Origin of the sequence: Paraburkholderia rhynchosiae (assembly GCF_002879865.1) — a bacterium.
In the GTDB taxonomy this organism is placed as follows: domain Bacteria; phylum Pseudomonadota; class Gammaproteobacteria; order Burkholderiales; family Burkholderiaceae; genus Paraburkholderia; species Paraburkholderia rhynchosiae.
On sequence record NZ_PNXY01000034.1, the window covers coordinates 38349 to 63812 of the forward strand.

The following is a 25464-nucleotide window of genomic DNA, read 5'->3' on the forward strand; positions in this document are numbered from 1 at the left end:
CGTCCACTGCCAAGCACAGCAGCCAAGGGTCCTGCATAGTCATTGCATATGATATGCTTCAATACTATACTCCGGTCGCTCATTGCGTCAAGGCAATGTTCCAGTACTTGATCTTGTGTCATGTTGTGGTTACTGCCCGTTCTCCGGTGATGATTTGGTGCCTACTTAAAGGGCTCTGGATTGATCCGAGGATGGGCTCAGCCAAAGGACAGAAGTTGACAATTGCATACCCACCCGTCGCTGTGGCTTCTGCGGCACTTTCGGGTTCCGGCCGACGATCAGTGCGGCGATACAAGGCAGATGCGGTTGACCCGGAAACGGTTGAGGACCTACTTCGAGCGGCAATTGCTGCGCCGTCTGCGCACAACAGGCAACCTTGGCGGTTCGCGGTGATCGATTCTTTCGACCGAAAGGCGGCGTTGGCGACGTCCATGGGCGAGCGTCTGCGCATCGACCGTCTACGGGATGGTGATGACGAAGGCGACGTCGAGCGGGACGTCGAGCGATCCTATGCGCGAATCGTATCCGCTCCGGTGATCGTTGTTGTCTGCATGACAATGGAAGACATGGACGTTTATCCGGACCCAGTCCGGAGTCGTTGCGAACATCTAATGGCGGTACAAAGTACAGCGATGGCCGGCGCCAACCTTCTGCTGGCTGCCCATGCCGTTGGCTTGGGCGGGTGTTGGCTATGCGCCCCATTGTTTTGTCCTGACGTGATTGGCCAGGTTCTTGGCTTGCCAGCGCACTGGCAAGCGCAAGGAATGGTCACTCTGGGCTACCCCTCGGCAGATCCGAAGCCGTTTATGCGGCGCTCAATTCGCGACGTCACGGTGTTCTTTCGCAGCGGCGGCACTGGAAGCAGCGGTACTTGAGCTGGAGAAGTTAAAGCCAGGCGGCAATATCCCGCCACGAGCGCGATAGGTCCTCACGAAACTCGGGTGCCGCAATAGCGACAAGGGCTTTCGCGCGCTCGTGGACGCTTGCACCGACCAACCGTGCGACGCCGAAGTCTGTTACCACGTAGTCGACGTCGACTCGGGAGAGAGTCCCGATCGATCGCTCGCCCAGCCGCGGGACGATGCGCGACGCTGTGCCCGCGCTGTGAGTGGCACAAAGCGCGACGATACTTCTTCCGCCATTGGAAAGGCGTGCTCCGCGCGCAAAGTCCGGCGCGCCGCCAGGCCCGCTGACAGAGCGGCCGTCTGCGTGCTCGAGATTGCATTGTCCAAACAAGTCCACTTCCAGGGCCGAATTGACTGAGATGAAACGGTCTTGAGCGGACAAAGTCTGAAGGTTATGCGTAACTTCGCAACCCACAACCTGAAGCGCTCCGTAGTCGGCTGCCCATCGATAGAGCGATTCGCTTCCGACGAGCACACAGCAACTGTGGATGCAATCTTCATCCACTGCTCCCGCCTTCACGAGGTCAATCAAACCGTCTGAGAGCATGCCCGAATGAAACCGCAGTTTGCGACGGTCGCTAAGCTGTAGGGATAGGGCGGCTGGGACTCTGCCCAGCCCAATCTGAACGATCGATCCATCATCTATCAGAGAGGCAACGTTGCGTGCGACGGATATCGAGCTGTCATCGAGCGTAGTGGTGTATTCCGGCAGCTCTGAGTCAACCTCGCATACATAATCGAAGTGGGAGTATGGAATTTTGACGGCTCCGCGGACGCGCGGTGTGCGATGGTTGAGCAAGCCGAGGATGCGGCGGCTTTTTTTTACCGCGGTGGGAGCAAATTCCACTGCCGGCCCGAGGGAACACAAGCCATCATCGTCTGGCGGCGACGTCTGGATGACAATCAGGTCCAGTTCAACATTTTCCTGAAGGTGGCGGACGAACCCGGCATACGTGATTGGAAGAAAACGATAGCGCCCGTCGCGCTGCGCATCACGCAACCCTGGCTGCATGAACAAGCCACTAACGCTTGCCGTGGGCGCGAACCTGTCGATCTCCAGCTTGTTGATTCCCGGAACGTAGCTTGTCAATATACGCAGATCCTTTGTACCGTCGGACTCACACAGCAACGCTGACATAAAAGCTGACGGTTCGCCGCTTGAACCGGGAATGAATATATGATCGTGCGGCTTGACCAATTGGGCAAGCGCCGCCTCCGCGATGTACTCAGCCATGATTGTTGTACCAGCTCGCGCACCGCTTGCCGCTAGCCCGCGGCAAGCCAGTGACGCAGGTCATTAGAGAAGACCGAGAATAGAGATCGCTGCGACACCGAGATACGGGACGCCACCCAGATTATGAGTTAGTCCGACAGTTGGATTGGCCAACTGCCGTTCTCCGGCACGATGCAGCAGTTGATTGTAGATCTCGTATGCCATGCGCAGTCCCGATGCGGCGATCGGGTGGCCGAAGCACTTTAGGCCACCGTCGATCTGGCAAGGCACACCTCCATCTGCATCGTAGAAGCCATCGAGGACGTCGGTGACAGCCCGGCCTTCCTCCGAGACGAACAGGTCTTCCATCGTCACTAGCTCGGTAATCGAGAAGCAGTCGTGAACCTCCATCAGGCTCAACTGCTCGCGCGGCTTCGTAATGCCAGCCTCCTCATAAGCGCGCCGAGCCGCGTGCCGCGTTGTCCGGACATGGCTGCCATCCCACTGCGTCGTGTGCGATTCGATACCAGAACTACTTGCAAGTTGGATCGCCTTGACCGTTACCAGATCCCGCTTGCCCAGTGACCGGGCGATCTCGGGCGTAGTTACTATCGCGCAAGCGGCACCATCGCTAACGCCACAGCAGTCAAACAACCCGAGTGGCTCGGCGATCATCGGCGCGCCGAGAATCTGGTCCATCGTTATCTTCTTGCGGATATGTGCCTTAGGGCTTTTTACGCCGTTTTGGTGGCTTTTCCACGATACGTGGCCGATCGCTCTCTTCAGATCTTCCTGAGAAACATCGTGCTTGCTGCGATATCCCGCCGCTAACTGCGCGAAACCGGCTGGTGCGGAGCCTAGCGGCAACCAGAGGTCGTTCAGCGTTCCCTTGTAAGGCGCGGGAAGGCCACCGTAGCCGGTGTCCTTCAACTTTTCGGCGCCAATCGCGAGAGCGATATCAACTGCGCCGGACGCGACGGCATAGACAGCACCGCGTAACGCCTCTGTACCTGTCGCACACATGTTTTCCATGCGGCTGACCGGAATACCTTCGAGACGCAAAGCTAGCGACGCGGGAATCGACGAATTTCCTACGTTGATCTCATCAAGACAGGAGCCGTACCACGCAGCGTCAATCATCTTTCGTTCGATACCAGCGTCGGCCAAACCTTCTTCGAAAGCTTCAGCCATTAGCTGGTGCGTGCCGACGTCCCAGCGTTCGCCGAACTGCGTACAGCCCATGCCAAGGATTGCCACCTTGTCTTTGATGCCAGATGCCATGTCTTGCTCCTGTTATGCACGCACCGGTGAGGTTTTCCAGAAATAACGCGGATAGCCCCGGTCTTTGTCTACGTCTTTGATTCGGAAGACGACCTTCAGTGGCGTGCCGACCTCGAGCCCAGAGGTACCGACATCGACTGTCTCGGTCAGCAGGCGGGCGCCGTTCTCGAACTGCGTGAAACCCACGTAGAGGGGCGGTGCCGGATGATACGAGAGCCAATCGGCAGTAAAGGTGAGCACACGGCACTTCTCGTCAACCAACGATAGCTGTTCGAAGTCGGCGCTTGGTGCGCTGCATGAAGCGTTCACGCAGTAGGCCAGTTGGGGGAACTGGACGGTCCCGCATTTAGAACACTTGCCCGCCATGAAGTGGGCCAATTGGAAATTCGAGCGATACTGCTCAGTTAGGGCTGTCTTGAGCACCTTCTCGCCGCGCATGCCCCATTCCAATTCGATTGCTTCATCGTATGAGAGCAAACGTAAATAGTCATCGTGAGATTGTGCATCGTCCAGAGCGCCGCTAATGCCGCGCCGGGGCGAAAACGACTTCAACGCGTCTGTCGTCTTGATAACCAGCGCGTCAACGCCTTGGCCGAAGCTGGCTAATACGATGACCTCACCGGGACTGGCGTGCTGGAGCACGTGGGCCAGCATGAGCAACCCGTGGGCAGTGCCACTGAAACCGCAGTTTTCGTTGAGATTGTCGGCCTCTGCTTCGGCGGGAATGCCGAGACGCTTGGCAACCATGGCCGCGATGCCTTTCATCGGCGTCGCCAAAATAAAATGGTCGACCTGTCCTGCTGAGACGCCCGCTTGCTCCAGTGCGGCATTTACCGTTTCGGGGACCAGCTTCGCATAGCCTTCGTCCCGGATCCAGCGCTCCTCCCAAACATAATCGTATTTGGCGTTTGCCGCGCGAAACCGGTCGACAAACATCGCGTTACAACTGGATGAGCCGATAACTCGCGCCAGAACGCCTTCGCTGCCGAGCATAAAGGCTGCGGCGCCAGCGCCATAGCTAATTTCCTGAGTGCTGGCTGGCTTGCCGCGAGGGCGATCGCTTGCAACAAAAAGGGCGGGCCCTGATGTTGACTGCAAGGCCGCGAGGAGCCCAGAAGTACCTGCACGCTGCGAATGACCGACATCCATGGTCCGTGCGCCAGAAGGGAGTCCGAGGGCGCCTGCGACGATGGCCGAGTTCTGTAGATCAGCAAACGGCATCGTGGTCGACGCCATAGACACAGCGACAAAGCGGGACGTTGACTTCGTGTCAAGGGCGTCTCGAGCGGCCTCGACTGCCATCGTTACAGCGTCTTCGTCCCAGCTGCAAAATGCTCGCTGCCCTTTGCTCAGGGAGCGGAGGTTCGGTGCCATCCATTTGTGCGCTGCGGCGATGGCGGCCCGCTGCATTCGGAGCCGCGGAATGTAGCCTCCGAAGCCGGTTATTCCATAGGTGTTGTTCATCGGCACTTGTCGCCCTTCACGTTGGTCACTAGGTTCAGCGAAAGAAGTATGCATGAATACGATACACTAGGGGACGGTAAAGATCAATTCGACTGGGCGATGAACAGACAGCCAGGGTTATGTCCGGGCTTTACATCGCAAGAGGTCAGATATAGTATGCTTGCGAACCATTTGCGGTGCGCACCGAAGGTACGCGAGGGTTACGGCGTCCGTGATGCGCAGTGCGAGGGCCGCTGACAATGCAAACGCACCGGATGTTCCTTGCTCCGATTGCACGGTGTAGGCTTCCGAACGGGAGTAGTTCCCTCGGTAGTTTGGTTCGTCTGGGATCGCGTCGATCTGAACCGCACGGCGTTTCGGCGTCACTTTCTGAGGTGGTCATGAGTCTTGCGTTGGATCTCGAATCGAAGAGCATCATTGAAAATACGCTGCGCCGCTTCATTACGGAATCGTATGAACCGACGGCACGGCATCAGCGACTGAAACAGCGGGAGGTTGACTGCTTGCTGCACTGGCCGTTGCTGGCCGAGCTCGGCGTGCTCGGTCTGCCGTTTGACGAGGCTTTTGGTGGCTTGGGCGGAGCGAGTGTCGATGTTGCTGACGCATTGGTCGTACTCGCTCGCGGCTTGGTATTCGAACCATTCGTTGAGGCAGCGATAATCTCGGGGGGCATTCTTGCTGCCCGCCAAGACGTACAACAGCGCGAGCAGGCGATTACCCGAGTGATTGACGGCAGCAGCGTAACGATGACGCTGGGTGGGCGGCCCGGTCTGCCGGGCGAGTTGGCATACCGGAAGATCCCTGGCGGCTATCGGGTATCCGGCACATCGTGCGTGGTTCCGTTCGCAGAGCAAGCGGACTTTTGGCTTCTCGCAGCGGTTGACGCCGATGGAATTCCAGCGGTTCTCAGGGTGCCCCGGCGCGAAATTTCCGCGTCCATTTCTGGCTATCGGCTTATGGATGGCAGGCCTGCTGCAGACGTTAGTTTCGATGAGGCGACTATTCCTTCGTCAGGCGTATGGATCGAAGGAGACGCGGCTTGCCAGGCGTTGCGCCTCGCAAGCCTACGAGCAGTCAGCGCCTACTGCGCTGATGCAGTGGGCGTAATGGCTATGCTTGTGGAAAACACTGGGGAATATCTGCGCACGCGAGTTCAGTTCGGCGTCGCTATCGGGACGTTTCAAGCGTTGCAGCACCGGTTTGCTGACATGCACATGCGTCTCATAGAAGCGCAGGCAATTGCACGCGAGCTTGCAATAAGTATCGACGAAGGAACTTCAGAGGATCAAGCATGGCTTCGTTTTGCCGCAGCGTCGGTGGTGGAGCGCGCGGCGCGACTGATCGGTCATGAAGCCATCCAGATGCATGGCGGCATGGGTGTTACCGACGAGCTAATCGTAAGCCACTGCAATGCAAGGCTTGTGGTCCTGACACGCCTGATACGCGCTTGGGTCGATGAGGAGGTGCCGTTGCGAACATAGTGGTGCGCCGGTTTTGCTCACGGAGCGGATCCAGGCAATACAAAACATCGGAGGGTGGAGATGGAAGGCGATGCAGCTTCAGGATTCGACGAGATTGAGTTTCGGCACGAGGTCAGTGAGTTTGTGTGCTCTGAACTCGCAGCGGAGACGAAACACAAAATAGAGAATGGGCTTTACCTCGAAAAATCTGATTACGTCGGCTGGCAGAAACTACTGCAGCGCCGCGGTTGGTTTGCGGGAGCTTGGCCTTCCGAATTCGGGGGGCAAGACTGGTCATTGCGAAAAGAGCACGCATTTTTGCAGGAGTGTGCTTTGAATGCGGCGCCCATGATTATCCCCTATGGCGTCAATATGGTCGGCCCCGTACTGTACACCTTCGGTACTGAGGAGCAGAAGCGTCAATATCTCCCGGGTATTCTCAGCAGCGATGTCTGGTGGTGCCAAGGGTACTCGGAACCCAATGCCGGGTCGGACCTGGCGTCGCTATCGACGTCAGCTGTGGTCGACGGCGATCACTACGTCGTTAACGGCACGAAGATGTGGACGACCGAAGCGCATTGGGCTGACATGATGCATTGCCTTGTGCGTACCGACAGAACCGGCAAAAAACAGCAGGGGATCAGCTTCCTGCTGATCGACATGCGGACACCCGGCATTGTGGTTGAACCAATTGTGACCCTTGACGGGGAGCATCACACGAATCAAGTATTTTTCGACAGTGTCCGCGTACCCCGCGAAAACCTTGTTGGTGTCGAGGGCGAGGGCTGGAAACTGGCAAAGTTTCTCTTGTCGCGCGAGAGGACGTCAATCGCGGATACCGGAAGCAGGGTCCGGCTCATGCGACAGATCAAGGATACCTTTTCTCATTATGTGGCTCGGACATCGAACGTCGAGCGGAGCCTCATGCGAGCTCGACTAGCGGAAATTGAGGCAAATCTCTCAGCTCTTCTTGCCGTGGAGCGGCGTTACGTCGACGAATGGGAGGCTCGGCGTGATGACGGAATCGGAGCATCTGTCCTGAAAGTGCGTAGCACCGAGCTGCTGCAGCAGATGACCGAGTTCTGGCAGGAGTTGCTCGGGCTCTATGGGGCATGTTATGACGCCGCCAGTCGCAGAGACGGTGGGCTGGGTGCCGCGGAGCCGTGGCGGCAAGCGGCAGCGATCAACTACGGCTATCTGTACGGGCGATGCTGGAGCATATTCGGCGGTTCAAACGAAATCCAGCGCAATATCATTGCCGGCGCGTTGTTGCGGCGTTGACCAACTCGATCTGCGCAGATATGACTGACCATCTTCTTACTGATTCGTATGTGGCTGCCTCGAACGAATTGCCAGTCATCCACAAAACAGTGGGTGACTTCTTCCGTGATGCGGCGAGCACGGTACCTGATCGACTTGCATTGGTCGAGATCCCAAGTGGGTCGCATCCGAAAGGCAGAACCTGGACTTACCAGCAATTGCTCGTCGAGAGCGAACGGGTTGCTGCAGGTCTGTTGCGTCGTTTCGCGCCCGGCGAGCGTTTAGCAGTCTGGGCGTCCAACCGGGCGGAATATGTTTCACTGCAATTAGGTGCGGCACTGGCAGGGGTCGTGCTGGTGACCCTCAACCCGGCCTGCCGGACGGAGGAAATGCGCTATTTCTTGCACCAAAGCGAAGCTGCCGGCCTAGTTATGAGTCAAACGTTCCGAGGCTTGGACAACGCTGCGGTAATCGACTGTCTGCGAGCCGAACTAGGGCATCTTCGAACCATCGCTTACTTCGATGATTGGGAAGAATTTCTCGGCGAAGCGCATAGTCCGCGTCCATTGCCGCAGGTCGATATCGACGACCCAGTGCTCATTCTCTATACGTCCGGCACCACCGGCAAACCGAAAGGGGTTGTGCACAGGCATCAGTCACTGGTTAACAATGCCCGCGCCTCGACGGCGCGTTACGGCCTGGACACCGGGGCCGTCTGGCTGGCCACCTTGCCGATGTTCCACGTCGGGGGAAGCGTGACGGCAACGCTGGGCTGCATCGCGAACCTGGGTACACAGGTAATGATGCCCGAGTTCAAACCGGATCTTATGATGCGGCTCATTGAAGAGTACAGGGCCACCATTACGACCGTGGTGCCTACTATGGTTTTGGATATGCTCGAGCATGAGACATTTGGTCAGTTCGACCTGTCCAGCCTGGAGCTAATGCTGACTGGCGGAACCATCGTCACGCCTGAAATCGTTCGGAGCATTCGAGAGGAGTTCAACGTTGACGTTGGGGTGATCTTCGGTCAGACGGAAGCGGGCGGCGTGATGGCGCAAACCTGTCGCGGGGAACCCGAAGAGCGCTTATGCAATTCCGTCGGCCGAGCGATCAGTAACTGCGAAATGAAGATCGCCCATGCAGAAAGCGGTGAGCCGTTGCCCATAGGGGAAATCGGGGAGATATGCGTGCGTAGTCCTTTTCTGATGAAGGGATACTTGCGCATGCCAGAGGCGACCGCTGCCACGATTGACGGTAACGGCTGGCTGCACACGGGCGACTTGGGCGTTATGCGTCCCGACGGATACATTCGAGTCACCGGTCGCCTCAAGGACATGATCATTCGCGGTGGGGAGAACATCTATCCACGCGAAATTGAGGATCTGCTGTCTGGCCATCCAGAGCTAGCCGATGTCGCTGTCTTCGGGATCCCGGATGAGCGGTGGGGAGAACAAGTTGCCGCCGCGATACGCGTGAAGCCTGGTGCGACGGCAAGCAGTGAGAGCCTTGAGGCCTTTCTGGATGGCAAGATCGCCCGGCACAAGATTCCGCGACACTGGATGAGGGTCGACGCCTTCCCCACCAACGCTTCCGGTAAGGTGCAGAAATTCCTCCTGCGCGATCTGTGGCTTGAGCATGTCAAGGATAGGTCGCTTTAATGCAAGTTCCGGAACAATGGCTCGCCGTCGCGCGATTCGCGGAGCTCCCGAACGGTAACTTCAAGTGCTTCGATGTGGAGGGCGTTAGCCTGCTACTTTGCCGCGTGGGAGAGCGGGTGTTTGCGGTGGCTAATAACTGCCCGCATCAAAATCTGCGTATGGATAAAGCCATCATGCAGGAGTATGAAATCGTTTGTCCCCATCATGGCGCCAGTTTCGACATTCGGGACGGTCGCCGGCTGGATGGGCCGTCAGTTTTTCCATTATGTGGCTATCCCTGCCGAGTGGTTGACTCCCAGGTGTTGGTCGACGTCGCGCATCCGGAAACTAGCATGGCAAGGCATATGGAATACCTGGCCGACAGACAGAAGGACAAGCGTACGGAGCCGTAGAGCCGAAGGATTAAGGATAGTCCTAACCTAGTTGCGGGGAATTTGCATGAACGAACCTCTTGTGCTGGTCTCCGAATCGGATGCAATTTTGGAGTTGGTGTTCAACCGCCCGTCAAAACTGAACGCCATCAACGGGGAGATGTACGATACGTTGATTGCGCAGACGGAGCGCTTTGCCACCGATCCTTCGCTGCGAGTAATGTTGATCCGGGCGCAAGGCAAGTATTTCAGTGCTGGCGTCGATCTCAACAGCGAACTGGGCCCAGATCCGAACCTGGCGACCCCGACAGCGTTCCGCCAGTGGTACCGGGAAGGGCGCGGCAGCCTGCATCCGTTGCTGGATCGTTTTGAGGTGATTGAAAAGCCTATCGTCGTCGCTCACCACGGTCCTTGCTTGGGCGGTGCGCTAGAGATGTCGCTATCCTGCGATTTTCGGCTCGCGGCGCAAAGCGCCCGCTATGGTCTGCCTGAGACTGCGTTCGGCAACATACCCGGGTCTGGTGGCACCAGCCGAATGACGCGGCTTGTCGGGCCTCAGTGGGCACGCTGGTTCATCATGGCTAACTTGCAGATGGATGCAGACAAAGCCGAGCGCATCGGGCTGGTTCATGAGGTGTACGCGGATGACGAATTCGGGTCGCGGGTGCGGGATTTCTGCATGAACTTGGCGAAACAGCCGGCCGAAGCTATCGGCGCAGCGAAACTCGCCATTGAGCTAAGCGCCGACCTTGATCGGGCGCAAGCTCGCAACGTCGAACGAATCGTGGCTAGTAGCCTTTTTTTCGGCGATGAATTCCGCAGTCTGGTCGCCGCGCTGCGGGACAAGCTGGGCAAAAAGACTTGAGGGCGTAACGCATTGACGGCGCCGGCGGCCGAGGATGGGACTCGCGATGATGGTCCCAATGCCTACAAGGTGACATCCGGACCGCGTAGCTGATCGGTCCAACAGGCGCTCCGTTGTCCGCAAATGCATCGACTGGTTCGCCAACGGATGCATATAGACAAGCATCAAGGACAGCGGCGGCCAATGCGTGCGCGTGATTATCGGCGTGGCTCCCGGCCGCATCAGCCCGCGCGGCGTTACGGCGGACCCACGGTCTTGACATTATCGACAACTGGCCGCAAGCTGTAGTTGGTATGTATAAATACGATATGGCTTGCATATTATGTTGCGTTGCGTCGATCACCTAGCCACATTCAGTGGGCGAGAACTCTGTTACAGCGTTGGCCGCGCTTTTGGCAGGTCAACGACATAGAAAGGAGACATGGCATGGATTCGTCGTACGACGTTAAGACTGGATATGTCGTTTACCCAGACGATAGTTCGGGACAGGCAGGCCGGAAAGCTCCCTATCTAGACCACGGTACGGAGGCGCCAGATCCGCGGCGTTACTACTTGCAGGAAGAGGCAGACCTCGAGTGGAGCAAGCTCTGGCGGAAGGTGTGGCTTTTTGCAGGTGTCGCTCAGGACGTGTCCGAGGTGGGTGACTATTTCCGATACGACATCGGCAAGGAATCCTTCGTCATTGTCCGGACAGCGAAGGATCGAGTTCAGGCGTTCTACAACGTCTGCCCGCATCGCGGAAATCGACTTGTGCATCGCGATTTCGGGCGGCTCGCAGAGCATTTCCAATGCACCTTTCACGGTTGGAAGTTCAATCTGGACGGTAACCTGAAAGAGATTCACGACGAGCAGGTTTTCCGCAAAGAAGTGCTGGCGGTTCGCCCCGACATGGTCGAAGTACCTTGCGAAACCTGGAAGGGGCTGGTATTCATTACGATGAATCCTGAGCCGGTGCCGCTGCTTGAGTACCTCGATGTGATTCCGGAACACCTCGAGAACTATCCGCTTGAAAAAATGCGGGTGCTAAAAGATATCGAATGGCACTGGGATGCGAACTGGAAGACCGCGCTGGAAGCTTTCATTGAGTTCTACCACGCGGACCAAACGCATCCAGAGATCGTTCCTATTACGTCGACGACCGAAACCCAGTACGACCTTTATAAAAACGGCATGAGCCGCATGATCATCACCTTTGGCGCCTCCCGGCTCAGAGTATCCGACGGGGCGGACGTTCACCCCGCCCTGGAAGCGATGATAGGCCTGTACGGCGGGAACCCGGAGGACTACAGGCATCTGAGCGCAAGCGACTACCATAAGGCAATGGTCGACACGCGCAAAAGGTGGGCCGAGCGCAATGGCTATGCCGAAGACTTTGCCAAGCTGACCGATGACCAACTCACCGACGATTGGAACTACCACATTTTTCCGACCATCACCCTTAACGTGTTTTCAGACGGGATGTTGATCCAGAACTTTCGACCGCATCCAACGGATCCGAATAAGAGCATCTATCAGGTATACACGATGGTGCTGCCGGTCCGTGATCCGAAACAGCATGTTTTCGACATCAATTCCTTTGGTCCTGAGGCGATCGGACCCGCGGGATGGGATGGGTCGGTTCGCCCAAAACGAGTCCACGCCAAGGAATTGGTCGAGTTGGGCGCCGTACTGGCTCAGGACGCCGTCACCGTGCCCCAGGTTCAAGCTGGGTTGCGCAGTGGTGCTTTCAAAGGCTCTCTGCTTAGCGAGTCCGAATCGAGAATTCGTCACTACTTGGCTGAGATAGATGCGTACCTGGGGCGCAATCCTGCAAAACGATGAGCCGGCGGCGCCGGCCGTTGCAACGCGCAATGCTTATTTTGGAGCGGTGAATGGGTATTGAAGACCGCAACAGTGCGGCGTCTCTGGCAGAAAATATCGCGAACGTCGAGGTCAAGCTGTCCCGGACTGCCACGTGGAGCGGCATTGAAACGAAGGCCAGCTACGGTCCGGCGGATGTCGAAAACGTTGAGTACGATCGCGATCTCGGCGATCCAGGGCAATACCCCTATACCCGAGGTGCATATCCGCAGATGTACCGCAGCCGCATGTGGACACTGCGCAACATCGTGGGATTCGGCGCACCCGAAGATACGCGCGGCGGAATTGAACGTGCTTTGCAAATGGGCACGGCTGGTATCAACATCGTCGTGGATACCTTGGGCCAGGAGGCAATCGACGCTGACCATCCGGCGCTGACGAACGACGCTGGTCAAGAGGGTTGCTCTATCTCGTGCGTGCGCGACGTTGAGGTGCTTCTGCGAGGCATCGACGTGACGCAGCAAGACGTCGCGTGGCACAGCACCATGATGACGTATCCGCTTGTTGCGGCGCTGGCCCAGAAACAGGGGAAGGACATGGCGAAGCTACAAGGCTCGCATATGCCTGACCATCTGCAGCTTCGGCTCGCCGGCTGGAGCGAAAAGATTGTTCCCGCGGAACTAGGCCATCGCACGACGGTGGATTGCCTTGAGTACAGTGTCAGGAATAGCCCTCGCTGGGCCTTGGGGTGCCCGCAGGCTTACGATATGCGTGAGCGAGGCCTTGGTGCAGCCGGCGAAATCGCTGTAGGCATGGCCATTGTCAATCAGACGCTCACGGACTTGGCCCTACGCGGTTTGTCGGCAGATCAGGTCTGCCCAAGCATGGCTTGGGTGTCGCCATCGGATATAGATTTTTTTGAGGAAATAGCGAAATTTCGCGCCCTGCGACGGATTTGGGCGCGCACCATGAAGGAACGTTTCGGATCGAACGATCCGCGTGCGCAAAGGCTGCGCATTGCATGTCATACCTCCGGTCGCTCCCTGGTCTACCAGCAGCCGCTTAACAACCTCTCTCGCGCCGCGGTACAGACTCTGGCTGCACTGCTGGGCGGGGTGCAGTCGGTGGAAACCTGTACATACGACGAACCCGTCTGCATTCCCACTGAGGAAGCTCGGGAATTGGCTACGCGCACCCAGCAAATTCTGGCACATGAAATAGGTGCCGCGCGCGTCGGTGATCCGCTGGGAGGAAGTTACTACATCGAGAGCCTGACCAACCTCGTGGAAGCAGACGCGATGAAGATGTTGGAGGAGATCGAAGCTATCGGCCTGGTCAAAGCTGTCGAGGGTGGATACATCGAGGGATTGATGGACGAGTTCAACTACAACCAGAAGCGGGAACTGGATAACAAGAAGCGGATACAGGTCGGCGTAAATGCATTCATTCCCAAAGACGAACCGCCCCCCAAGCGTTTTTCCTTCGACCAGAAAATGATGGTGAGCCACCTGGAGCGGTTCAAGGAAATGAAGGCCAGTCGTGACCAGCGGCGGCTTGCCGGGAAAATCGACGTCCTCTACCGTGTGGCCAAGCGTCGAGAAAACTCGCACCAAGCTATGATTGACGCGCTTATCGCTGATGCGTCCATCGGCGAGGTGTGGGGTACCGTGCGTGTGGCTAATGGACTGCCTTACGATCCGTTCAGGGTGATCGAATCACCTTTTACCTATACCGGGAGCTGAGAACACATGACCGGCGAAAGGAAAATCCGCTGCCTGCTTGGGATGCTCGGCACCGATGTGCACACAAAGGGAATCCGCACGCTGGCCCAGTTGTTCCGGGATAACGGCATTGAGGTGGTGTACCTGGGAGAGCACAATACTGTGGACGGCATGGTCAATGCGGTGATCCAGGAAGACGTGGACCTTGTCGGCATCAGTTTCTCGATTGCCACCTACCTGCATTATGCAAAAGAGCTCATTGATGCAATGCGTGCGCGCGGCGTTGACCACGTCCCAGTGATGGTGGGAGGCTTGGTGCATCCTGATGACCACGAGCCGTTGAGAAAGCTCGGCGTCTCAGGAATTTTCGGTCCGGGGTCCACTACGCCAGAGATATTGGCGTTTGTGCATAGCGCATGCTTGCCGCCTGTGCAATGAGTGCACTGGAACAAATGACCGTCGCTGAACAGGTCGACGCTGTGCGGTCGGGAGATCTACGCGTCGCTGCACGGCTAATTACGCGGGCTGAAAATCGAGACCCAACGGTCCGTGATACTGTGAAGGAACTCTATCGTTACGGCGGCCGAGCGCGGACTATTGGCATCACTGGTCCTCCAGGAGCGGGCAAAAGCACGCTATTGGATCAACTCATAGCAAAGTATCGGCGACAGGAAAAGAGAGTTGGAGTCTTGGCTGTCGACCCTTCTAGTCCGCACTCGGGCGGAGCCCTGTTAGGTGACCGCGTTCGCATGAGCCGACACGACTCCGACGCAAACGTGTTCATCCGGAGTATGGCGACGCGAGGTGCCCTCGGCGGTCTGTCGGCGGCGGTAGGTGACGCTCTTACCATCATGGACGCAATGGGGCGGGACATTATCATCGTGGAGACTGTCGGCATAGGCCAGAGCGAGATGGACATCATCCGTCACGCTTCATGCATTGTTCTCTTGCAGACTGCCTTAAGCGGCGACGAAACGCAGGTGTCCAAGGCCGGTGTCCTTGAAATCGGCGACATCTTTGTGGTCAACAAAGTTGATGTTGAAGGAAGCCACCGTATGGTCAACGCGCTCAAGGAGATGGTCCACTCCCGCGATGACCGGAATACGATGGAAGGGTGGTATCCCAGTGTCGTTGCAACGGAAGCTACCACGGGACGGGGAGTCGATGAGTTGTATGAACACATTGAGCGTCGTTTTGATTTCCTCGCTGCAAACCCCGCGGCGGCGCGCGACTTGTCGTTGACTCAATTGCGCGCCCGCGCCTTTGAGATTGCCAAAGATATGATAGGACGCCGCATCGCGCAAGAATTGGACGGGCATGGGAGTGACCGCCAACTACTGCTCGACGCGTTGAACCGCGAGATCGACCCATACGAGCTTTCCGATCTCATGTTCTATACGCAATTGGCGCCGTGGGATTCCCACTCAAATTGACCGAACGCCGATCACTCAGAGGCTTGCTCCACATTGCAAGCGTTATTAATCCGGGCCGTCAGTACTCGCACCACCTTCATGCGAGTTCATTTCATAAGATGATATGCTAGCGTACAATGTGTGAATGCGCATCAGAGGGTATGTAGCTTTTTTAAAGTTCGAGCAACTCAATCGATTGGAGCGGAGTATGGAAGCGGGAACCAGTTGGCTTGCCGACGAGCCGCGATTCAAAGAAGGAGTGTCAATCGTTACTGGGGGAAGTGGCGGTATCGGCCGCGAGATTGCCCTCACACTGGCACGTGCGGGCAGCGATGTTGTCCTCACGTACGGTCGAAATAAAAAGGCTGCAGAGGAGGTGGCACGGCAGATCACAGCAATGGGACGAAAGGCGGAGATCGCGGCGCTCGCAATCGAGAATTCCGAAGACGTGTCTCGCTTCGTCAATGATGTGGCATCGCGCCATTCGGTTTTACACTCCGTCGTCTATGCTTCTGGGCCTGGTCTCCACATGGAATTGATTGGCGACATTGACCCGTCGAACTGGGCGAAAGTTATAGCAGTCGACGTCAACGGCTGCTTCAACCTAGTTCATGCCACGCTGCCGCATGTACGAAAAGCTCGCGGCGCTTATCTCGCAGTCATCACCGCAGCGGTGGAGCGTGTGCCGGTCAGGGATATACAGTCCGCCGCACCCAAAGCCGCTATCGAGATGTTGATGCGCGGCGTTGCCAAGGAGGAGGGGCGCAATGGCGTACGAGCGAACTGCGTGGGACCCGGATGGATCCGAGCCGGCTTGGGGCAACATGCTATCGACAATGAACTGACGCCGGAAGCCGTTGCAGCGATCACCAAGGGGATTCCGTTGCGGACTATGGGCGAGGCGCGCGACATTGCCGACGCTGCGCTGTTCTTGCTCTCGTCTCGCGCTCGCTTCGTTACGGGCCAATCACTCGCTGTCGACGGCGGCATGCAGGCGTAGCGCGTCCCGCGGAGTATATAAGGGTATTGCAATGTCAAGGCAGCACGTTCGCGATATGACGCGGGCGATCAAGCTGGGAATCAGCTGTGGTAACACGCTGCAAGCGGGCGTTGGGGCTAGGGCTGCCGCTCTAAGGCTGCTGGATCGAAGCATTCGCTTTGGTCATTGCCGCCTCGCCGCTATCCGGTTTGTCATGGCTGCGGAGTTTGGCGCCGTCATCACCCCGGATCTGGTCAGGTACTGCGAAGATGCTGCGGCCACATGTAACGATGCTTCGCTTAGTCAGTCGTTTGCGGCGGCGCTGAAAGGGCTTTTTACTGTTGTCCAGCCACCGCCGCTACGAACGGAGGATTGCCAATGACGTCGCGGGCAGCGTAGGGTGGTGCATCGATGATGACCGCTGTCCGATACGCAACGGGAAGCCGCTCGACGGGAAGCATAATACCGAATGACCTCGATGAGACTCGCACTGCGTTCACCCGTGGTAAAAGAAATGCTAGTGTTCCGTCGCAGAAATAACTTTGCATAGCCGAGCCACTTTCTGGAGAATTGAATCGGCAGTCGCGGTCCATACGAACGGCCGGCCGTGCTGGTTGTACTGTTCGATATACCGCTCAATGCTGGTAACGAGTTGGCGCACGTTCTTGAACAACCCTCGCCGGATCGCCTGCTGCGTAATCAGGCCAAACCAGCGTTCAACCTGGTTCAGCCAGCTTGAGTAGGTCGGCGTGAAGTGCATGGGGTAGCGCGTATGCCTGGTCAGCCACGCCCTGACCCTCGGATGCTTGTATGTCGCGTAGTTGTCGACGATCAGATCGCCGGCGGCGTCACTTCGCACTGCGTTGCACGCTGCCGTCGCTGGCCCGAACCGCGCTGGATCAATATCTTCTGCAGCGCGGCCTACCAGTCACGCCGGAACGCTGGAGCCCGGCGACGCCGCTTGTTGTGAGTCTCGAGGACGATGATGCGCACATCGAAAGCACACGGCTCTGGCGCGTGATGCGACGGTTCTTCGTGCTGGCGGCCGATGCGATCCAGGACGAACGACCGGCGACCGCAGAGAAGCTGCGGCGCGCGAGCCCGCATTGGATGCGGCACACGCATGCGTCGCACGCGCTCGCGCGTGGCGCAGAACTGATCATGGTGCGGGACAACTTGAGGCACGCTTCGATCTCGACGACTTCGACCTATCTGCACAGCGACGAGGTGCAGCGAGCCCGGCAGTTCGATCAGGCATTTCGCTCACGGGATCTCTAGCGGTAGTTGGGAAAAAGTCGCTTATAGCGCTTTCGGTATAAACGTCGGAAATTTCATACCGTCAATTCTTATGATAGGGAATTGCACTCACCCTGTTCATAGCCCGTCAGCTCACCATAAAGCCGCCATCGACTGCAAGCAGCTGTCCGGTCACATAGCTTGAAGCGGGACTCGCCAGAAAGAGAATGGCATTTGCGACTTCAAGCGGATCCGCGATGCGTCCAAGCGGAATGCGGTGTTGCCCGATCATAGGTCCACGAATGTTGAAGGAATGGCTGATGTTCTGTCCACCTTCGGTGCACATACCGCCTGGAAGAACCGAATTGACACGGATGTTGTCAGCGGCGAATTCACCGGCAAGCGTACGTGTCAAGCTGTCGACACCACTCTTCGCGGCATCATAGTGCGCGTTCACGCCCCATAGGGTGGTGCGAACAGAGCCAACCGTCGAGACATTGACAATCGACCCTCCATTGCCCGATGAGCGCATCCGCCTTATGGCTTCGCGGGAGCAAAGGAATGAACCGCGAAGCGTGACGTTTTGCATGCGGTCCCATTGCGCAACACTCATGTCGAAGAATTCCGCCTTGGATCGGTCTGCGGCATTGTTCACGAGGATGTCGACGCCGTTGAAACGAGTGCTGATACGTTCGAACAGCTGCGTTACAGATGCCTCGTCCGACACGTCAGCGTGCACGGCAATCGCGCTGCCGCACTGTGCAGCGATTGCTTGAGCGGTGATCTCCGCCGCTTCGAGATTCAGATCGGCGATCACCACATTGGCGCCCAGTTCCGCAAACAGCATGGCGGTCGTGCGTCCGAGGCCGGACGCTGCCCCTGTCACGACGGCAGTCTTGCCTTCCAGGCCAAAGGTATTCGCCAGCCGTGTAGCGATCGTTTCCAGTGTGTTCATAGGATCCCTGTAGTGAGATTCAGGCGGCAACCGGCGCACGCCATTTCAACGGAACGGTGATCACGCAATTCACCATACCTGCATGGAAGCGAGGCGCATGGTCCGGCTGCGGTTCGAATTCTGGTATGCGCCGGAACCATTCCTCGAGGAAAATCCGCAATTCGCTCCGAGCGAGATTTGCACCGGGACAACGGTGTGGACCATTACCGAATGCAGCATGGATGTTCGAGGTACGGTCGAATTTCACCGCAAGGGGGTCCGTATAACGTCGTTCGTCCATTCCGTGAAGCAACGGCCGGACATAGACACGGTCACCCTTCCTGAATTGCACGCCCTTGTATTCGTAGTCGCGCATCACCAGTCTTCCGGTGCTGGAAGGCGCAAACACCCTCAGGAATTCCTCCACCGCCTTCGGAATAAGCTCTGGCTGTTTGGACAACTGCTTGCGATGGGCAGGGTTATGCGCGAGGAAGTTTGCGGCGAAGCCCATCGTGGAGGTCACGGTATCGAGCCCGCCGAAAAGGACGTTGAACAGGACGCCGCGCATCTCCGCATCGCTGATATCGCGGCCGAACACCTTAGCGTGCACGATCGCGCCAACGAGATCATCACCAGGCCTTACTCGACGCTGCCTGATGACGTCGTCCAGGTACTCGCTCGTCATTCTGAACGCCCATGCCGTCGCATGTTCGTCTTTGGGACGCACTGTCTGCTCAGTCCATTCCAGCAATCTGTCCAGATCCGAAAGCGGCAGATCGACAATTTTCATGAAAAGCTGGATCGGCAGTTTCAGCGCAAAATCGGCGACGAATTCACACTCACCGCGCGCCTTGAAGCCTTCGATCAGGTCAACCGCGAGTTCCCGTATATCGACCTCGAGTTCCTTGACCGGTTTCGGCATAAAGTGGCCGCTAATGATCTTTCGATATTCGGCGTGCTCGGGCGGGTCGGCTTCAAGCGGCAGAAGCCGCATCGGCTTCGAGGTGGCTGGAAGTACAACCTCTGTCATCGAAAACGGATCATGGTTGCGCTGGACAAACTCGATGTCTTCCGCGCGGGTGACGATCCAGTGGCCGCCGTTGTGAGGGGTCCAGACGATGTCCGGCCCCTCGTGCAACTTTTCCCACGCGAGATTGAGATTCTCCTCACCGCCGGGAGGCCGATAAAAGTCCCAGTCGACCACCCGCTCTGGCGGAACATGAGCAGGCGTCTCCATCCGTGTCTCCGAACGTTTCACTTGATGCTCCCCTTCGAAATTCTGGAAGCGCTTATCCGCGCAGCCGAGTGATTACCGTAACGAAACGATACGGTATCGTTCTTTTGACAACGACCACATTGGTGGTTTACCTATATGTACAAAATTCGTATATACGAACGAATATCAGATCAATGGCCGGTGAAATCGCAATGTTGAGGGGACAGGATTGACGACGAAAAGCGGTTCTCCAGAAATGTCCGCTGCGGCGCGTAGGCGGACCGGTCGTCCTTCGCAGAGCTTGACGGGCGAGCTGCACGAACATTATCTCGACGTTGCGCTTGGGATGTTCCTCGCGCACGGATACGAGGGGGCAAGCATCGAAGCGATCGCTACCGCCGCACAGGCGGGAAAAACATCGTTCTATCGGCGCTTCGGGAATAAGGAAGAGCTGTTCAAGGAAGTAGTACGGCGGGAGATTGCCGACGTGCGTCTGGCTCTCTACGCCGACGAATTCCGGTCCGGCGGCGGCGGGCGGCAGCGACTAGCGAATCTGGTGCACCGATGCCACGAACTCGTGACAGCGCCGGGCTACGTTGCAGTGCTGCGCGTTGTGGTCGCTGAGTTGCCTCGCTTTCCTGAGTTGGCTCAGTACTGGCAAACCCACTCCGACGACTTTCGTGCTTCGCTTGCCGTGCTGTTAAAACAGGCGACTGAAGAGGGTTGGCTGTGCGTCCCGGCTCCGGAGATTGCTGCGCTTGGACTCGCGTGCCTTGCCTTCGGTGGGTCACTACCGCTGTCGCGCGGGACGGAACTTGACGAAAACGAACGCAATGCCTGGCTTGAATCGGTCACTGAGCTTCTGTGGCGTGCTTGGCGACCGCTAGCTCGATGAATACAAATTAACTCCCAGCACGAGATTCGAGATGATAAAAAGCGCTTCCAGCGAAATACTGAAAGATCTGTTCGGCGTTGACGGTCAGAGCGTCGCCGTCGTCGGCGCAGCGACGGGCTTCGGACGAGCTGCGACCATGCTACTGGCGAGCCTTGGTGCACAGGTCGTCGCAGTCGCAGATGACGCGCAGAAACTGAACGCTGTCGTCAGTGCCGCCCAAGAGGCGGGGGGGAACGTCTGCGCAATCCATACCGATGTCACAAGCGAGTCTGCCGTAGCTTCCGCTTTTGCGAAAATCCGTGAACGCAACGGCCGCCTCGACGCGTTAATCAATGCACACACGTTTCTTGGCCGCGCGACGTTGCCTGACGCAAGCGTCTCGCATTGGCAGCAACATTTCGACCAGAACGCGTTACCTGTTTTTCTGGCGTGCCGCGAAGCCATCAAGCTGATGCTCGCGGCCGGAAAACCCGGCGGATCGTTAATGTGACAACGATAGGTTCGCAAGTACCGGTTCTTATCGGCAACGCCGGCTATTCGGCGTCAAAGGCAGCGGTAAATATGTTATCGAAGAACATCGCGCTCGATCATGCGAAAGACGGAATCACCGTCAACTGCATCTTGCCGGGCCCAATGATCACTGAGGACACCGCGCGGATGTCGGCACCCCCATCGGGGCCCGGCGCGGTCCCTGAGCGCTACCCGCTCGGCCTGATGAAACCGGAGGACATCGTTGCACTGTTGTTGCCCTTGCTCGGTCCGTCCGGTCGATTTATCACAGGGCAATCCTTCATAGTCGATTCCGGATTCTTCATTGCATGAGGCAACACGCAAAATGAACAGCGCTGCCGCTTCATGGTTCGATTGGGCTGTGACACAACCATGGCGCTCGCACTTTACCGACGACAGCAGAACGCCCGTCCACTACATTTCGTGGAATGCCGACGATGGCCAAACTCCCGGCTTGCTGTTCGCCACGGTTTTCTCGGACACAGTCATTGGTGGGACTTTACCCTTCCAAGTTTGCAAGCTGATACCTGATGACGAAACTGTGCAACCGCGTTCGGTAAACCCGGGGCAAAAAAACGGCCTTCGGGGCCGAGCCACTTATTGGGAACCGGCGCGCATATTCCATCAAGGCCTTGCCGTCAAAAGCGGCTGACTCGCGAGAGGCCGGATACATTTACGCAAACTGCTTCGTCGCACAGGGCTCGCTTGCAAAACCGGGGCGGACCATACATTTTTTTCCGTCGATCTCTTTCATTACGTCCAGCTCGAGAACCCGGTCCGCCAGCATCTTCTTCACTCTGGCGTTCTCCTGCTCCAACTGCTTGAGCCGCTTCACGTCGGCGGCTTCGAGCCCGCCGAAATGCTGGCGCCAGTTGTAGATCGTCTGCTCGCTGATCCTATGCTTCTTTGCGACCTCGGCGACCGGCGCCTTGTCTGCCTCACGCAGGATCGTGACCATCTGCTCGTCGGTAAGCCGCCTCTTTGTCACGACTTCCTTTCTCCTCGGAAGCCATTCTCTCAAGTTTCAGCTGGTCCGAAAATTCCAAGGCAGGTCACTTGCATCGTCGCCGAAGCGGTTGACTGCCTGCCTGATTGAAGGCCGCGTCGGGCTTTTCAATGATACGGGCCTTGTTACGGTCGAACTCATCAAGTACAAGTTGAGGGACAATCAACTCAAAGTCACCGCTGCTGACCAAGTCTTCGACCGCAGCGATAACGGGCTGCTCGCGATAGTCCTTCCCAAGATCGAGCCAGACGCACGTATCTACCGAAAGTCGTATCGGCATTGCCCGTCTCCGAAGGTAACAACGCGACGATTTTACGGCAGCGCGAATTGCAATTGATTGCAACGGCGGCCTTGCGCTATTTGCCCATCACCGCCTTTTTCAGCTTCACACGGCTTGCATGGTCCCGCCCAATCCCAGCTATCGCCCTTTTGGACCAGCTTGGGAAAGCCGCTGGCGGCTCGAGTGGTCGCACAGGTCGGCCAGCGCTTATTGAAAGTCCGCACGATCATCCGATCCGGGGGCAGAAACTTGTCAAACCATTGCGGCCCGCCATCCTTCTGGATCATATCCACAGCCATGATTTGCACGCCCGCCAGCGGTATATCCGTGAAGTTGCTCGGACAGGCGGACTCAAGCGCCTTAATCTCAGGCGTTGTCGCACAATGCGGTCTTTGTCTGCGGCTCGCACTGCACCCACGCGATGGCCTCTGCCGCAGATGATGCGGGGGCCTTGGAATTGATGGATGACCAACAGCTATCGAACCATTGCTGGCCAGTCTGATAGAACCATCTGCTGTGCCCGGCGTAGGCCACGCCCGCAGCAATCACCAGAAACCCCAATGCGGTTGTCCCACTATCGTTGTTGCTCATCTTGGCCCAGCTTGTCTTTTGTTGTTTGCCTTTTGGCGTAGGCATTATCAGCGGTTGGCGTGATCCGTGGCAATCGTCCATGCGTGGTGGCTTCAGTCTGTGGGGGTCTTGGCCCAGAAATAGAAAAAAGCTCTCGGACGAAACCCGGAGACCCTTATCTAGTCTGGTCGGGGCGAGAGGATTAGAACTTCTGACCAGCTGCACCCCATGCAGAAGATACAGGAAGCCTAGTCGATCCGTTCGACGGGCTCATCGGCCACAGCAAAGCGGGCGATGGCCGCTATGCCTTGAAAACCGCCGTTGGGATAGTGCCTCGTTCAGCGTCCGGAGTGGGTCGAGGCTGTGTGAAAACGTATCAGTTTGGAGCGCCGAAAGACTGGCTACCAAACCAGCCACCGTTGTGAGCAAATCGAAGGGAGACAGTCGATTCGCCCTTCGAAAGGAACGAGCGCATCTGCTCAGCCGCATCCGGGGAAAGATCAGGATGCTCTTCCCGTAGGTATTCGACGGTTTCCTCTGCTGACCAAGGTCCCAAGGAGGTCATGTAGTCGTCAATGTCTTCTTGAATTTGTTGCCAGGACTCGTATTCCCGTCGCGACAAAAGGATCAGGTTACTCCGCGTATAGATCAGGTACAGGTTCACGAGTTTTTCGCCCAAAGTTCTTGGTCCAACATTCTCTCACCCGATCGCCTAAACTGGATTAAGTCATTCAGCTTGGGTGACCGGATGAAGCGATTCATAGAAGGTGAAGATCGCAAGCAGGTGACGCTGCTTCCAGAGTGCCTCGATGAGTTTGTCGCCGAGGACAATCCGGTCAGAATCATCGAGGCGTTCGTTGAAGAGCTTGACCTTGAATCACTGGGCTTCGATGGAGCGATGCCATCGACTACAGGTCGCCCGTCATATCATCCGGGCGTGCTGCTGAAGATCTATATCTAAGGCTACCTGAACCGGATCCAGTCGAGCCGCCGCCTGGAACGTGAATGCCAACGCAATGTTGAATTGATGTGGCTCACCGGCCGTTTGGCGCCGGACTTCAAGACCGATCAACTGTGCGCAATCCCTCGGCGGCACTCACTGTGAAGTCGTTGACGGCGTGCGGGTTCAGTCCGGGGCGAATCGCAACCGATCGTTATACTTGTGACGTCGAAAAGCATGATCAACTGAGCTCGCGCAAGGCTGTTGAATAGCGAAAACTATCGGAAGCGATTACAACATATGGACAGCGTAGAGAACGTACGAGCATTTCTCGCAGTGGCGGAGATCGGTAGCTTCTCCGGCGCGGCGCTGCGGTTGAACGTGGCGGGCTCGGTGGTTACCAAACGGGTCGGTGCGCTTGAAAAAGAACTGAACACGCTGCTGTTTCAACGCACCACGCGCAGCTTGCATCTGACCTCAAGCGGGCGGGAGACGGTTGCACTGGCGCGCGATTTCCTCGCCTCCTATGAACGCCTGATGAGCGGCCCCGTCGACGATGGCCCGGGGCTCACGGGCAGATTGCGGATCAAGGCGCCGTCGTCGTTCACGAATCATTTTCTCGGCAAACTGCTGAACGACTTTTTCCGTGCTCATCCGAAAGTCGACATCGAGTTGCAATTGAGGAACCGGCCGGTCGATCCCCTGCTCGAAGGTTTCGATTTCGTGATCACGGGTCTGCCGGTTGCCTACGACGGCGTCGAGGAATTTCCGCTGTGCCCGTTCAAACGGCTCGTCTATGCGTCGCCGGCGTATCTGGAGAAATGCGGCGAGCCGGTTCATCCATCCGAGTTGCCCGCGCATCAATGCCTGCTCTATTCGTATCTCAGCCCGGTCCGGACATGGACTTTCGACGAACATGGCTCGGGCCGCATCGACGTGGCGGTGAACAGTGCGTTCTCGACCAACGACATCGACGCGATGCATCGCGCTACCGTGGACGGTCTCGGCATTGCGGTGCTGCCGCGTTACCGCGCGAAGGCGAGTGTCAGACAAGGTGAACTCGTGCAGATCCTCGCAGGCTTCGAGCTGCCGGACTTCTGGATCAAGGTGCTGCGCCCGGCGGATCACAACAATCCGAAGCTGTTCCGTGCCTTGCTGGATTTTCTGACGCAAGGCCTCGCCGAGCTCGCCCGCCAGGACGATTTCCTCTGACGTGCGTCTACGCCTCCGGCCACGAGTCCCGATATTTTCCAGAAACCGTGTTCTGAACTTCCCGTTTGCTGCTATTTCCGAGCGTCCGTTTCCGCGATCATTTTCCTGACAGGTCACGCATTACCGGGTGCCCTGGTTAAAAGCTCAGGATTACCCACATCTCGTGATGTGAATCACCCGTCCTGGCTAAAGATCCGGTACATCTCCGTGATTTCGTGGAGCACCAGGAAGCCGCGCCACATGACCGTAGGCCCGGGCGGGTGATCATGCTTG

23 protein-coding genes and 4 pseudogenes are annotated in these 25464 nt (G+C 57.4%); 16 read left to right on the plus strand and 11 right to left on the minus strand.

Annotation, left to right across the window (positions count from 1 at the left end; translation table 11 throughout):
• The first annotated feature begins 191 nt into the window (after window positions 1-191).
• A complete protein-coding gene (locus tag C0Z16_RS30860) occupies window positions 192-875 on the plus strand; it encodes a nitroreductase family protein (RefSeq protein WP_102635861.1) in 684 nt (227 codons plus the stop codon).
• Between the two features lie 10 nt (window positions 876-885).
• Here the strand turns inward: C0Z16_RS30860 and C0Z16_RS30865 are convergent, their stop codons facing one another.
• From C0Z16_RS30865 to C0Z16_RS30875, 3 genes are all read right to left on the minus strand, one after another.
• Window positions 886-2139: an acetyl-CoA hydrolase/transferase family protein gene (locus C0Z16_RS30865; RefSeq protein WP_102635835.1), complete on the minus strand. Its 1254-nt coding sequence runs from the start codon at window positions 2137-2139 to the stop codon at window positions 886-888.
• Window positions 2140-2202: 63 nt separating this feature from the next.
• On the minus strand, window positions 2203-3399 hold the full coding sequence (locus tag C0Z16_RS30870) for an acetyl-CoA acetyltransferase (RefSeq protein WP_102635836.1): 1197 nt from the start codon (window positions 3397-3399) through the stop codon (window positions 2203-2205).
• 12 nt (window positions 3400-3411) lie between these two features.
• Window positions 3412-4863, minus strand: coding sequence for a hydroxymethylglutaryl-CoA synthase family protein (locus tag C0Z16_RS30875; protein ID WP_102635837.1), 1452 nt, complete (start codon window positions 4861-4863; stop codon window positions 3412-3414).
• Between the two features lie 380 nt (window positions 4864-5243).
• On the opposite strand from C0Z16_RS30875, the gene C0Z16_RS30880 reads away from it, so the two are divergent.
• From C0Z16_RS30880 to C0Z16_RS30925, 10 genes are all read left to right on the plus strand, one after another.
• A complete protein-coding gene (locus C0Z16_RS30880; protein WP_158244548.1) occupies window positions 5244-6344 on the plus strand; it encodes an acyl-CoA dehydrogenase family protein in 1101 nt (366 codons plus the stop codon).
• Between the two features lie 60 nt (window positions 6345-6404).
• The gene (locus C0Z16_RS30885; protein WP_102635839.1) at window positions 6405-7604 is read left to right on the plus strand and encodes an acyl-CoA dehydrogenase family protein; all 1200 of its coding nucleotides are present in this window, start codon (window positions 6405-6407) and stop codon (window positions 7602-7604) included.
• Between the two features lie 20 nt (window positions 7605-7624).
• Complete coding sequence (locus C0Z16_RS30890) at window positions 7625-9244, plus strand: AMP-binding protein (protein ID WP_158244549.1); 1620 nt, start codon at window positions 7625-7627, stop codon at window positions 9242-9244.
• A complete protein-coding gene (locus C0Z16_RS30895; RefSeq protein ID WP_102635841.1) occupies window positions 9244-9636 on the plus strand; it encodes a Rieske (2Fe-2S) protein in 393 nt (130 codons plus the stop codon). The genes C0Z16_RS30890 and C0Z16_RS30895 overlap by 1 nt, the downstream gene beginning before the upstream one ends.
• A 46-nt stretch (window positions 9637-9682) precedes the next feature.
• Complete coding sequence (locus tag C0Z16_RS30900) at window positions 9683-10480, plus strand: enoyl-CoA hydratase/isomerase family protein (protein ID WP_102635842.1); 798 nt, start codon at window positions 9683-9685, stop codon at window positions 10478-10480.
• Window positions 10481-10906: 426 nt separating this feature from the next.
• A complete protein-coding gene (locus tag C0Z16_RS30905; RefSeq protein ID WP_102635843.1) occupies window positions 10907-12301 on the plus strand; it encodes an aromatic ring-hydroxylating oxygenase subunit alpha in 1395 nt (464 codons plus the stop codon).
• 50 nt (window positions 12302-12351) lie between these two features.
• The gene (locus tag C0Z16_RS30910; protein ID WP_244201416.1) at window positions 12352-14022 is read left to right on the plus strand and encodes a methylmalonyl-CoA mutase family protein; all 1671 of its coding nucleotides are present in this window, start codon (window positions 12352-12354) and stop codon (window positions 14020-14022) included.
• Window positions 14023-14028: 6 nt separating this feature from the next.
• Window positions 14029-14439, plus strand: a complete 411-nt coding sequence (locus tag C0Z16_RS30915) for a cobalamin B12-binding domain-containing protein (RefSeq protein ID WP_102635844.1) — start codon at window positions 14029-14031, stop codon at window positions 14437-14439.
• Window positions 14440-14453: 14 nt separating this feature from the next.
• Window positions 14454-15434, plus strand: coding sequence for a methylmalonyl Co-A mutase-associated GTPase MeaB (gene meaB / locus C0Z16_RS30920; protein WP_244201419.1), 981 nt, complete (start codon window positions 14454-14456; stop codon window positions 15432-15434).
• Between the two features lie 187 nt (window positions 15435-15621).
• Complete coding sequence (locus C0Z16_RS30925; RefSeq protein ID WP_102635846.1) at window positions 15622-16413, plus strand: SDR family NAD(P)-dependent oxidoreductase; 792 nt, start codon at window positions 15622-15624, stop codon at window positions 16411-16413.
• A 496-nt stretch (window positions 16414-16909) separates the two neighbouring features.
• On the opposite strand, the gene C0Z16_RS30935 is transcribed toward C0Z16_RS30925, so the two are convergent.
• Complete coding sequence (locus C0Z16_RS30935) at window positions 16910-17251, minus strand: transposase (RefSeq protein ID WP_455430271.1); 342 nt, start codon at window positions 17249-17251, stop codon at window positions 16910-16912.
• A gap of 2 nt (window positions 17252-17253) precedes the next feature.
• On the opposite strand from C0Z16_RS30935, the pseudogene C0Z16_RS30940 reads away from it, so the two are divergent.
• Window positions 17254-17670, plus strand: a pseudogene (locus C0Z16_RS30940) (tyrosine-type recombinase/integrase); the annotation flags it as partial.
• A gap of 106 nt (window positions 17671-17776) precedes the next feature.
• On the opposite strand, the gene C0Z16_RS30945 reads toward C0Z16_RS30940, so the two are convergent.
• Together C0Z16_RS30945 and C0Z16_RS30950 are read right to left on the minus strand one after the other, a co-directional pair.
• Window positions 17777-18583: an SDR family NAD(P)-dependent oxidoreductase gene (locus tag C0Z16_RS30945; RefSeq protein ID WP_102635848.1), complete on the minus strand. Its 807-nt coding sequence runs from the start codon at window positions 18581-18583 to the stop codon at window positions 17777-17779.
• 19 nt (window positions 18584-18602) lie between these two features.
• Window positions 18603-19799, minus strand: a complete 1197-nt coding sequence (locus tag C0Z16_RS30950) for a cytochrome P450 (protein ID WP_102635849.1) — start codon at window positions 19797-19799, stop codon at window positions 18603-18605.
• A gap of 208 nt (window positions 19800-20007) precedes the next feature.
• On the opposite strand from C0Z16_RS30950, the gene C0Z16_RS30955 reads away from it, so the two are divergent.
• Window positions 20008-20673, plus strand: coding sequence for a TetR/AcrR family transcriptional regulator (locus C0Z16_RS30955; RefSeq protein ID WP_146014378.1), 666 nt, complete (start codon window positions 20008-20010; stop codon window positions 20671-20673).
• A gap of 31 nt (window positions 20674-20704) precedes the next feature.
• Window positions 20705-21466: pseudogene (locus C0Z16_RS39035) on the plus strand (SDR family NAD(P)-dependent oxidoreductase); the annotation flags it as partial.
• 432 nt (window positions 21467-21898) lie between these two features.
• Here C0Z16_RS39035 and C0Z16_RS30970 read toward each other — a convergent pair.
• From C0Z16_RS30970 to C0Z16_RS30990, 5 genes and pseudogenes are all read right to left on the minus strand, one after another.
• Window positions 21899-22171, minus strand: a pseudogene (locus C0Z16_RS30970) (transposase); the annotation flags it as partial.
• 64 nt (window positions 22172-22235) lie between these two features.
• Entirely contained in the window at window positions 22236-22469 is a 234-nt protein-coding gene (locus C0Z16_RS30975) for a PIN domain-containing protein (protein ID WP_102635852.1), read from the minus strand.
• A gap of 32 nt (window positions 22470-22501) precedes the next feature.
• Entirely contained in the window at window positions 22502-22756 is a 255-nt protein-coding gene (locus C0Z16_RS30980; protein WP_146014379.1) for a hypothetical protein, read from the minus strand.
• Between the two features lie 79 nt (window positions 22757-22835).
• Window positions 22836-23060, minus strand: a complete 225-nt coding sequence (locus C0Z16_RS37905; protein ID WP_102635854.1) for a hypothetical protein — start codon at window positions 23058-23060, stop codon at window positions 22836-22838.
• Window positions 23061-23415: 355 nt separating this feature from the next.
• On the minus strand, window positions 23416-23703 hold the full coding sequence (locus C0Z16_RS30990) for a hypothetical protein (protein WP_146014380.1): 288 nt from the start codon (window positions 23701-23703) through the stop codon (window positions 23416-23418).
• 84 nt (window positions 23704-23787) lie between these two features.
• Between C0Z16_RS30990 and C0Z16_RS30995 the strand changes: the two are divergent.
• Both C0Z16_RS30995 and C0Z16_RS31000 read left to right on the plus strand, forming a co-directional pair.
• Window positions 23788-24105: pseudogene (locus tag C0Z16_RS30995) on the plus strand (transposase); the annotation flags it as partial.
• 174 nt (window positions 24106-24279) lie between these two features.
• Window positions 24280-25191, plus strand: coding sequence for a LysR family transcriptional regulator (locus tag C0Z16_RS31000; RefSeq protein ID WP_102635856.1), 912 nt, complete (start codon window positions 24280-24282; stop codon window positions 25189-25191).
• Window positions 25192-25464: the final 273 nt, after the last annotated feature.

Bases quoted from the DNA above. Each gene is read 5' to 3' on its own strand.
- C0Z16_RS30860 (WP_102635861.1), top strand. From the start codon at position 192: ATGGGCTCAGCCAAAGGACAGAAGTTGACAATTGCATACCCACCCGTC.
- C0Z16_RS30865 (WP_102635835.1), bottom strand. From the start codon at position 2,139: ATGGCTGAGTACATCGCGGAGGCGGCGCTTGCCCAATTGGTCAAGCCG.
- C0Z16_RS30870 (WP_102635836.1), bottom strand. From the start codon at position 3,399: ATGGCATCTGGCATCAAAGACAAGGTGGCAATCCTTGGCATGGGCTGT.
- C0Z16_RS30875 (WP_102635837.1), bottom strand. From the start codon at position 4,863: ATGAACAACACCTATGGAATAACCGGCTTCGGAGGCTACATTCCGCGG.
- C0Z16_RS30880 (WP_158244548.1), top strand. From the start codon at position 5,244: ATGAGTCTTGCGTTGGATCTCGAATCGAAGAGCATCATTGAAAATACG.
- C0Z16_RS30885 (WP_102635839.1), top strand. From the start codon at position 6,405: ATGGAAGGCGATGCAGCTTCAGGATTCGACGAGATTGAGTTTCGGCAC.
- C0Z16_RS30890 (WP_158244549.1), top strand. From the start codon at position 7,625: ATGACTGACCATCTTCTTACTGATTCGTATGTGGCTGCCTCGAACGAA.
- C0Z16_RS30895 (WP_102635841.1), top strand. From the start codon at position 9,244: ATGCAAGTTCCGGAACAATGGCTCGCCGTCGCGCGATTCGCGGAGCTC.
- C0Z16_RS30900 (WP_102635842.1), top strand. From the start codon at position 9,683: ATGAACGAACCTCTTGTGCTGGTCTCCGAATCGGATGCAATTTTGGAG.
- C0Z16_RS30905 (WP_102635843.1), top strand. From the start codon at position 10,907: ATGGATTCGTCGTACGACGTTAAGACTGGATATGTCGTTTACCCAGAC.
- C0Z16_RS30910 (WP_244201416.1), top strand. From the start codon at position 12,352: ATGGGTATTGAAGACCGCAACAGTGCGGCGTCTCTGGCAGAAAATATC.
- C0Z16_RS30915 (WP_102635844.1), top strand. From the start codon at position 14,029: ATGACCGGCGAAAGGAAAATCCGCTGCCTGCTTGGGATGCTCGGCACC.
- meaB (WP_244201419.1), top strand. From the start codon at position 14,454: ATGACCGTCGCTGAACAGGTCGACGCTGTGCGGTCGGGAGATCTACGC.
- C0Z16_RS30925 (WP_102635846.1), top strand. From the start codon at position 15,622: ATGGAAGCGGGAACCAGTTGGCTTGCCGACGAGCCGCGATTCAAAGAA.
- C0Z16_RS30945 (WP_102635848.1), bottom strand. From the start codon at position 18,583: ATGAACACACTGGAAACGATCGCTACACGGCTGGCGAATACCTTTGGC.
- C0Z16_RS30950 (WP_102635849.1), bottom strand. From the start codon at position 19,799: ATGGAGACGCCTGCTCATGTTCCGCCAGAGCGGGTGGTCGACTGGGAC.
- C0Z16_RS30975 (WP_102635852.1), bottom strand. From the start codon at position 22,469: ATGCCGATACGACTTTCGGTAGATACGTGCGTCTGGCTCGATCTTGGG.
- C0Z16_RS30980 (WP_146014379.1), bottom strand. From the start codon at position 22,756: ATGATCCAGAAGGATGGCGGGCCGCAATGGTTTGACAAGTTTCTGCCC.
- C0Z16_RS37905 (WP_102635854.1), bottom strand. From the start codon at position 23,060: ATGAGCAACAACGATAGTGGGACAACCGCATTGGGGTTTCTGGTGATT.
- C0Z16_RS31000 (WP_102635856.1), top strand. From the start codon at position 24,280: ATGGACAGCGTAGAGAACGTACGAGCATTTCTCGCAGTGGCGGAGATC.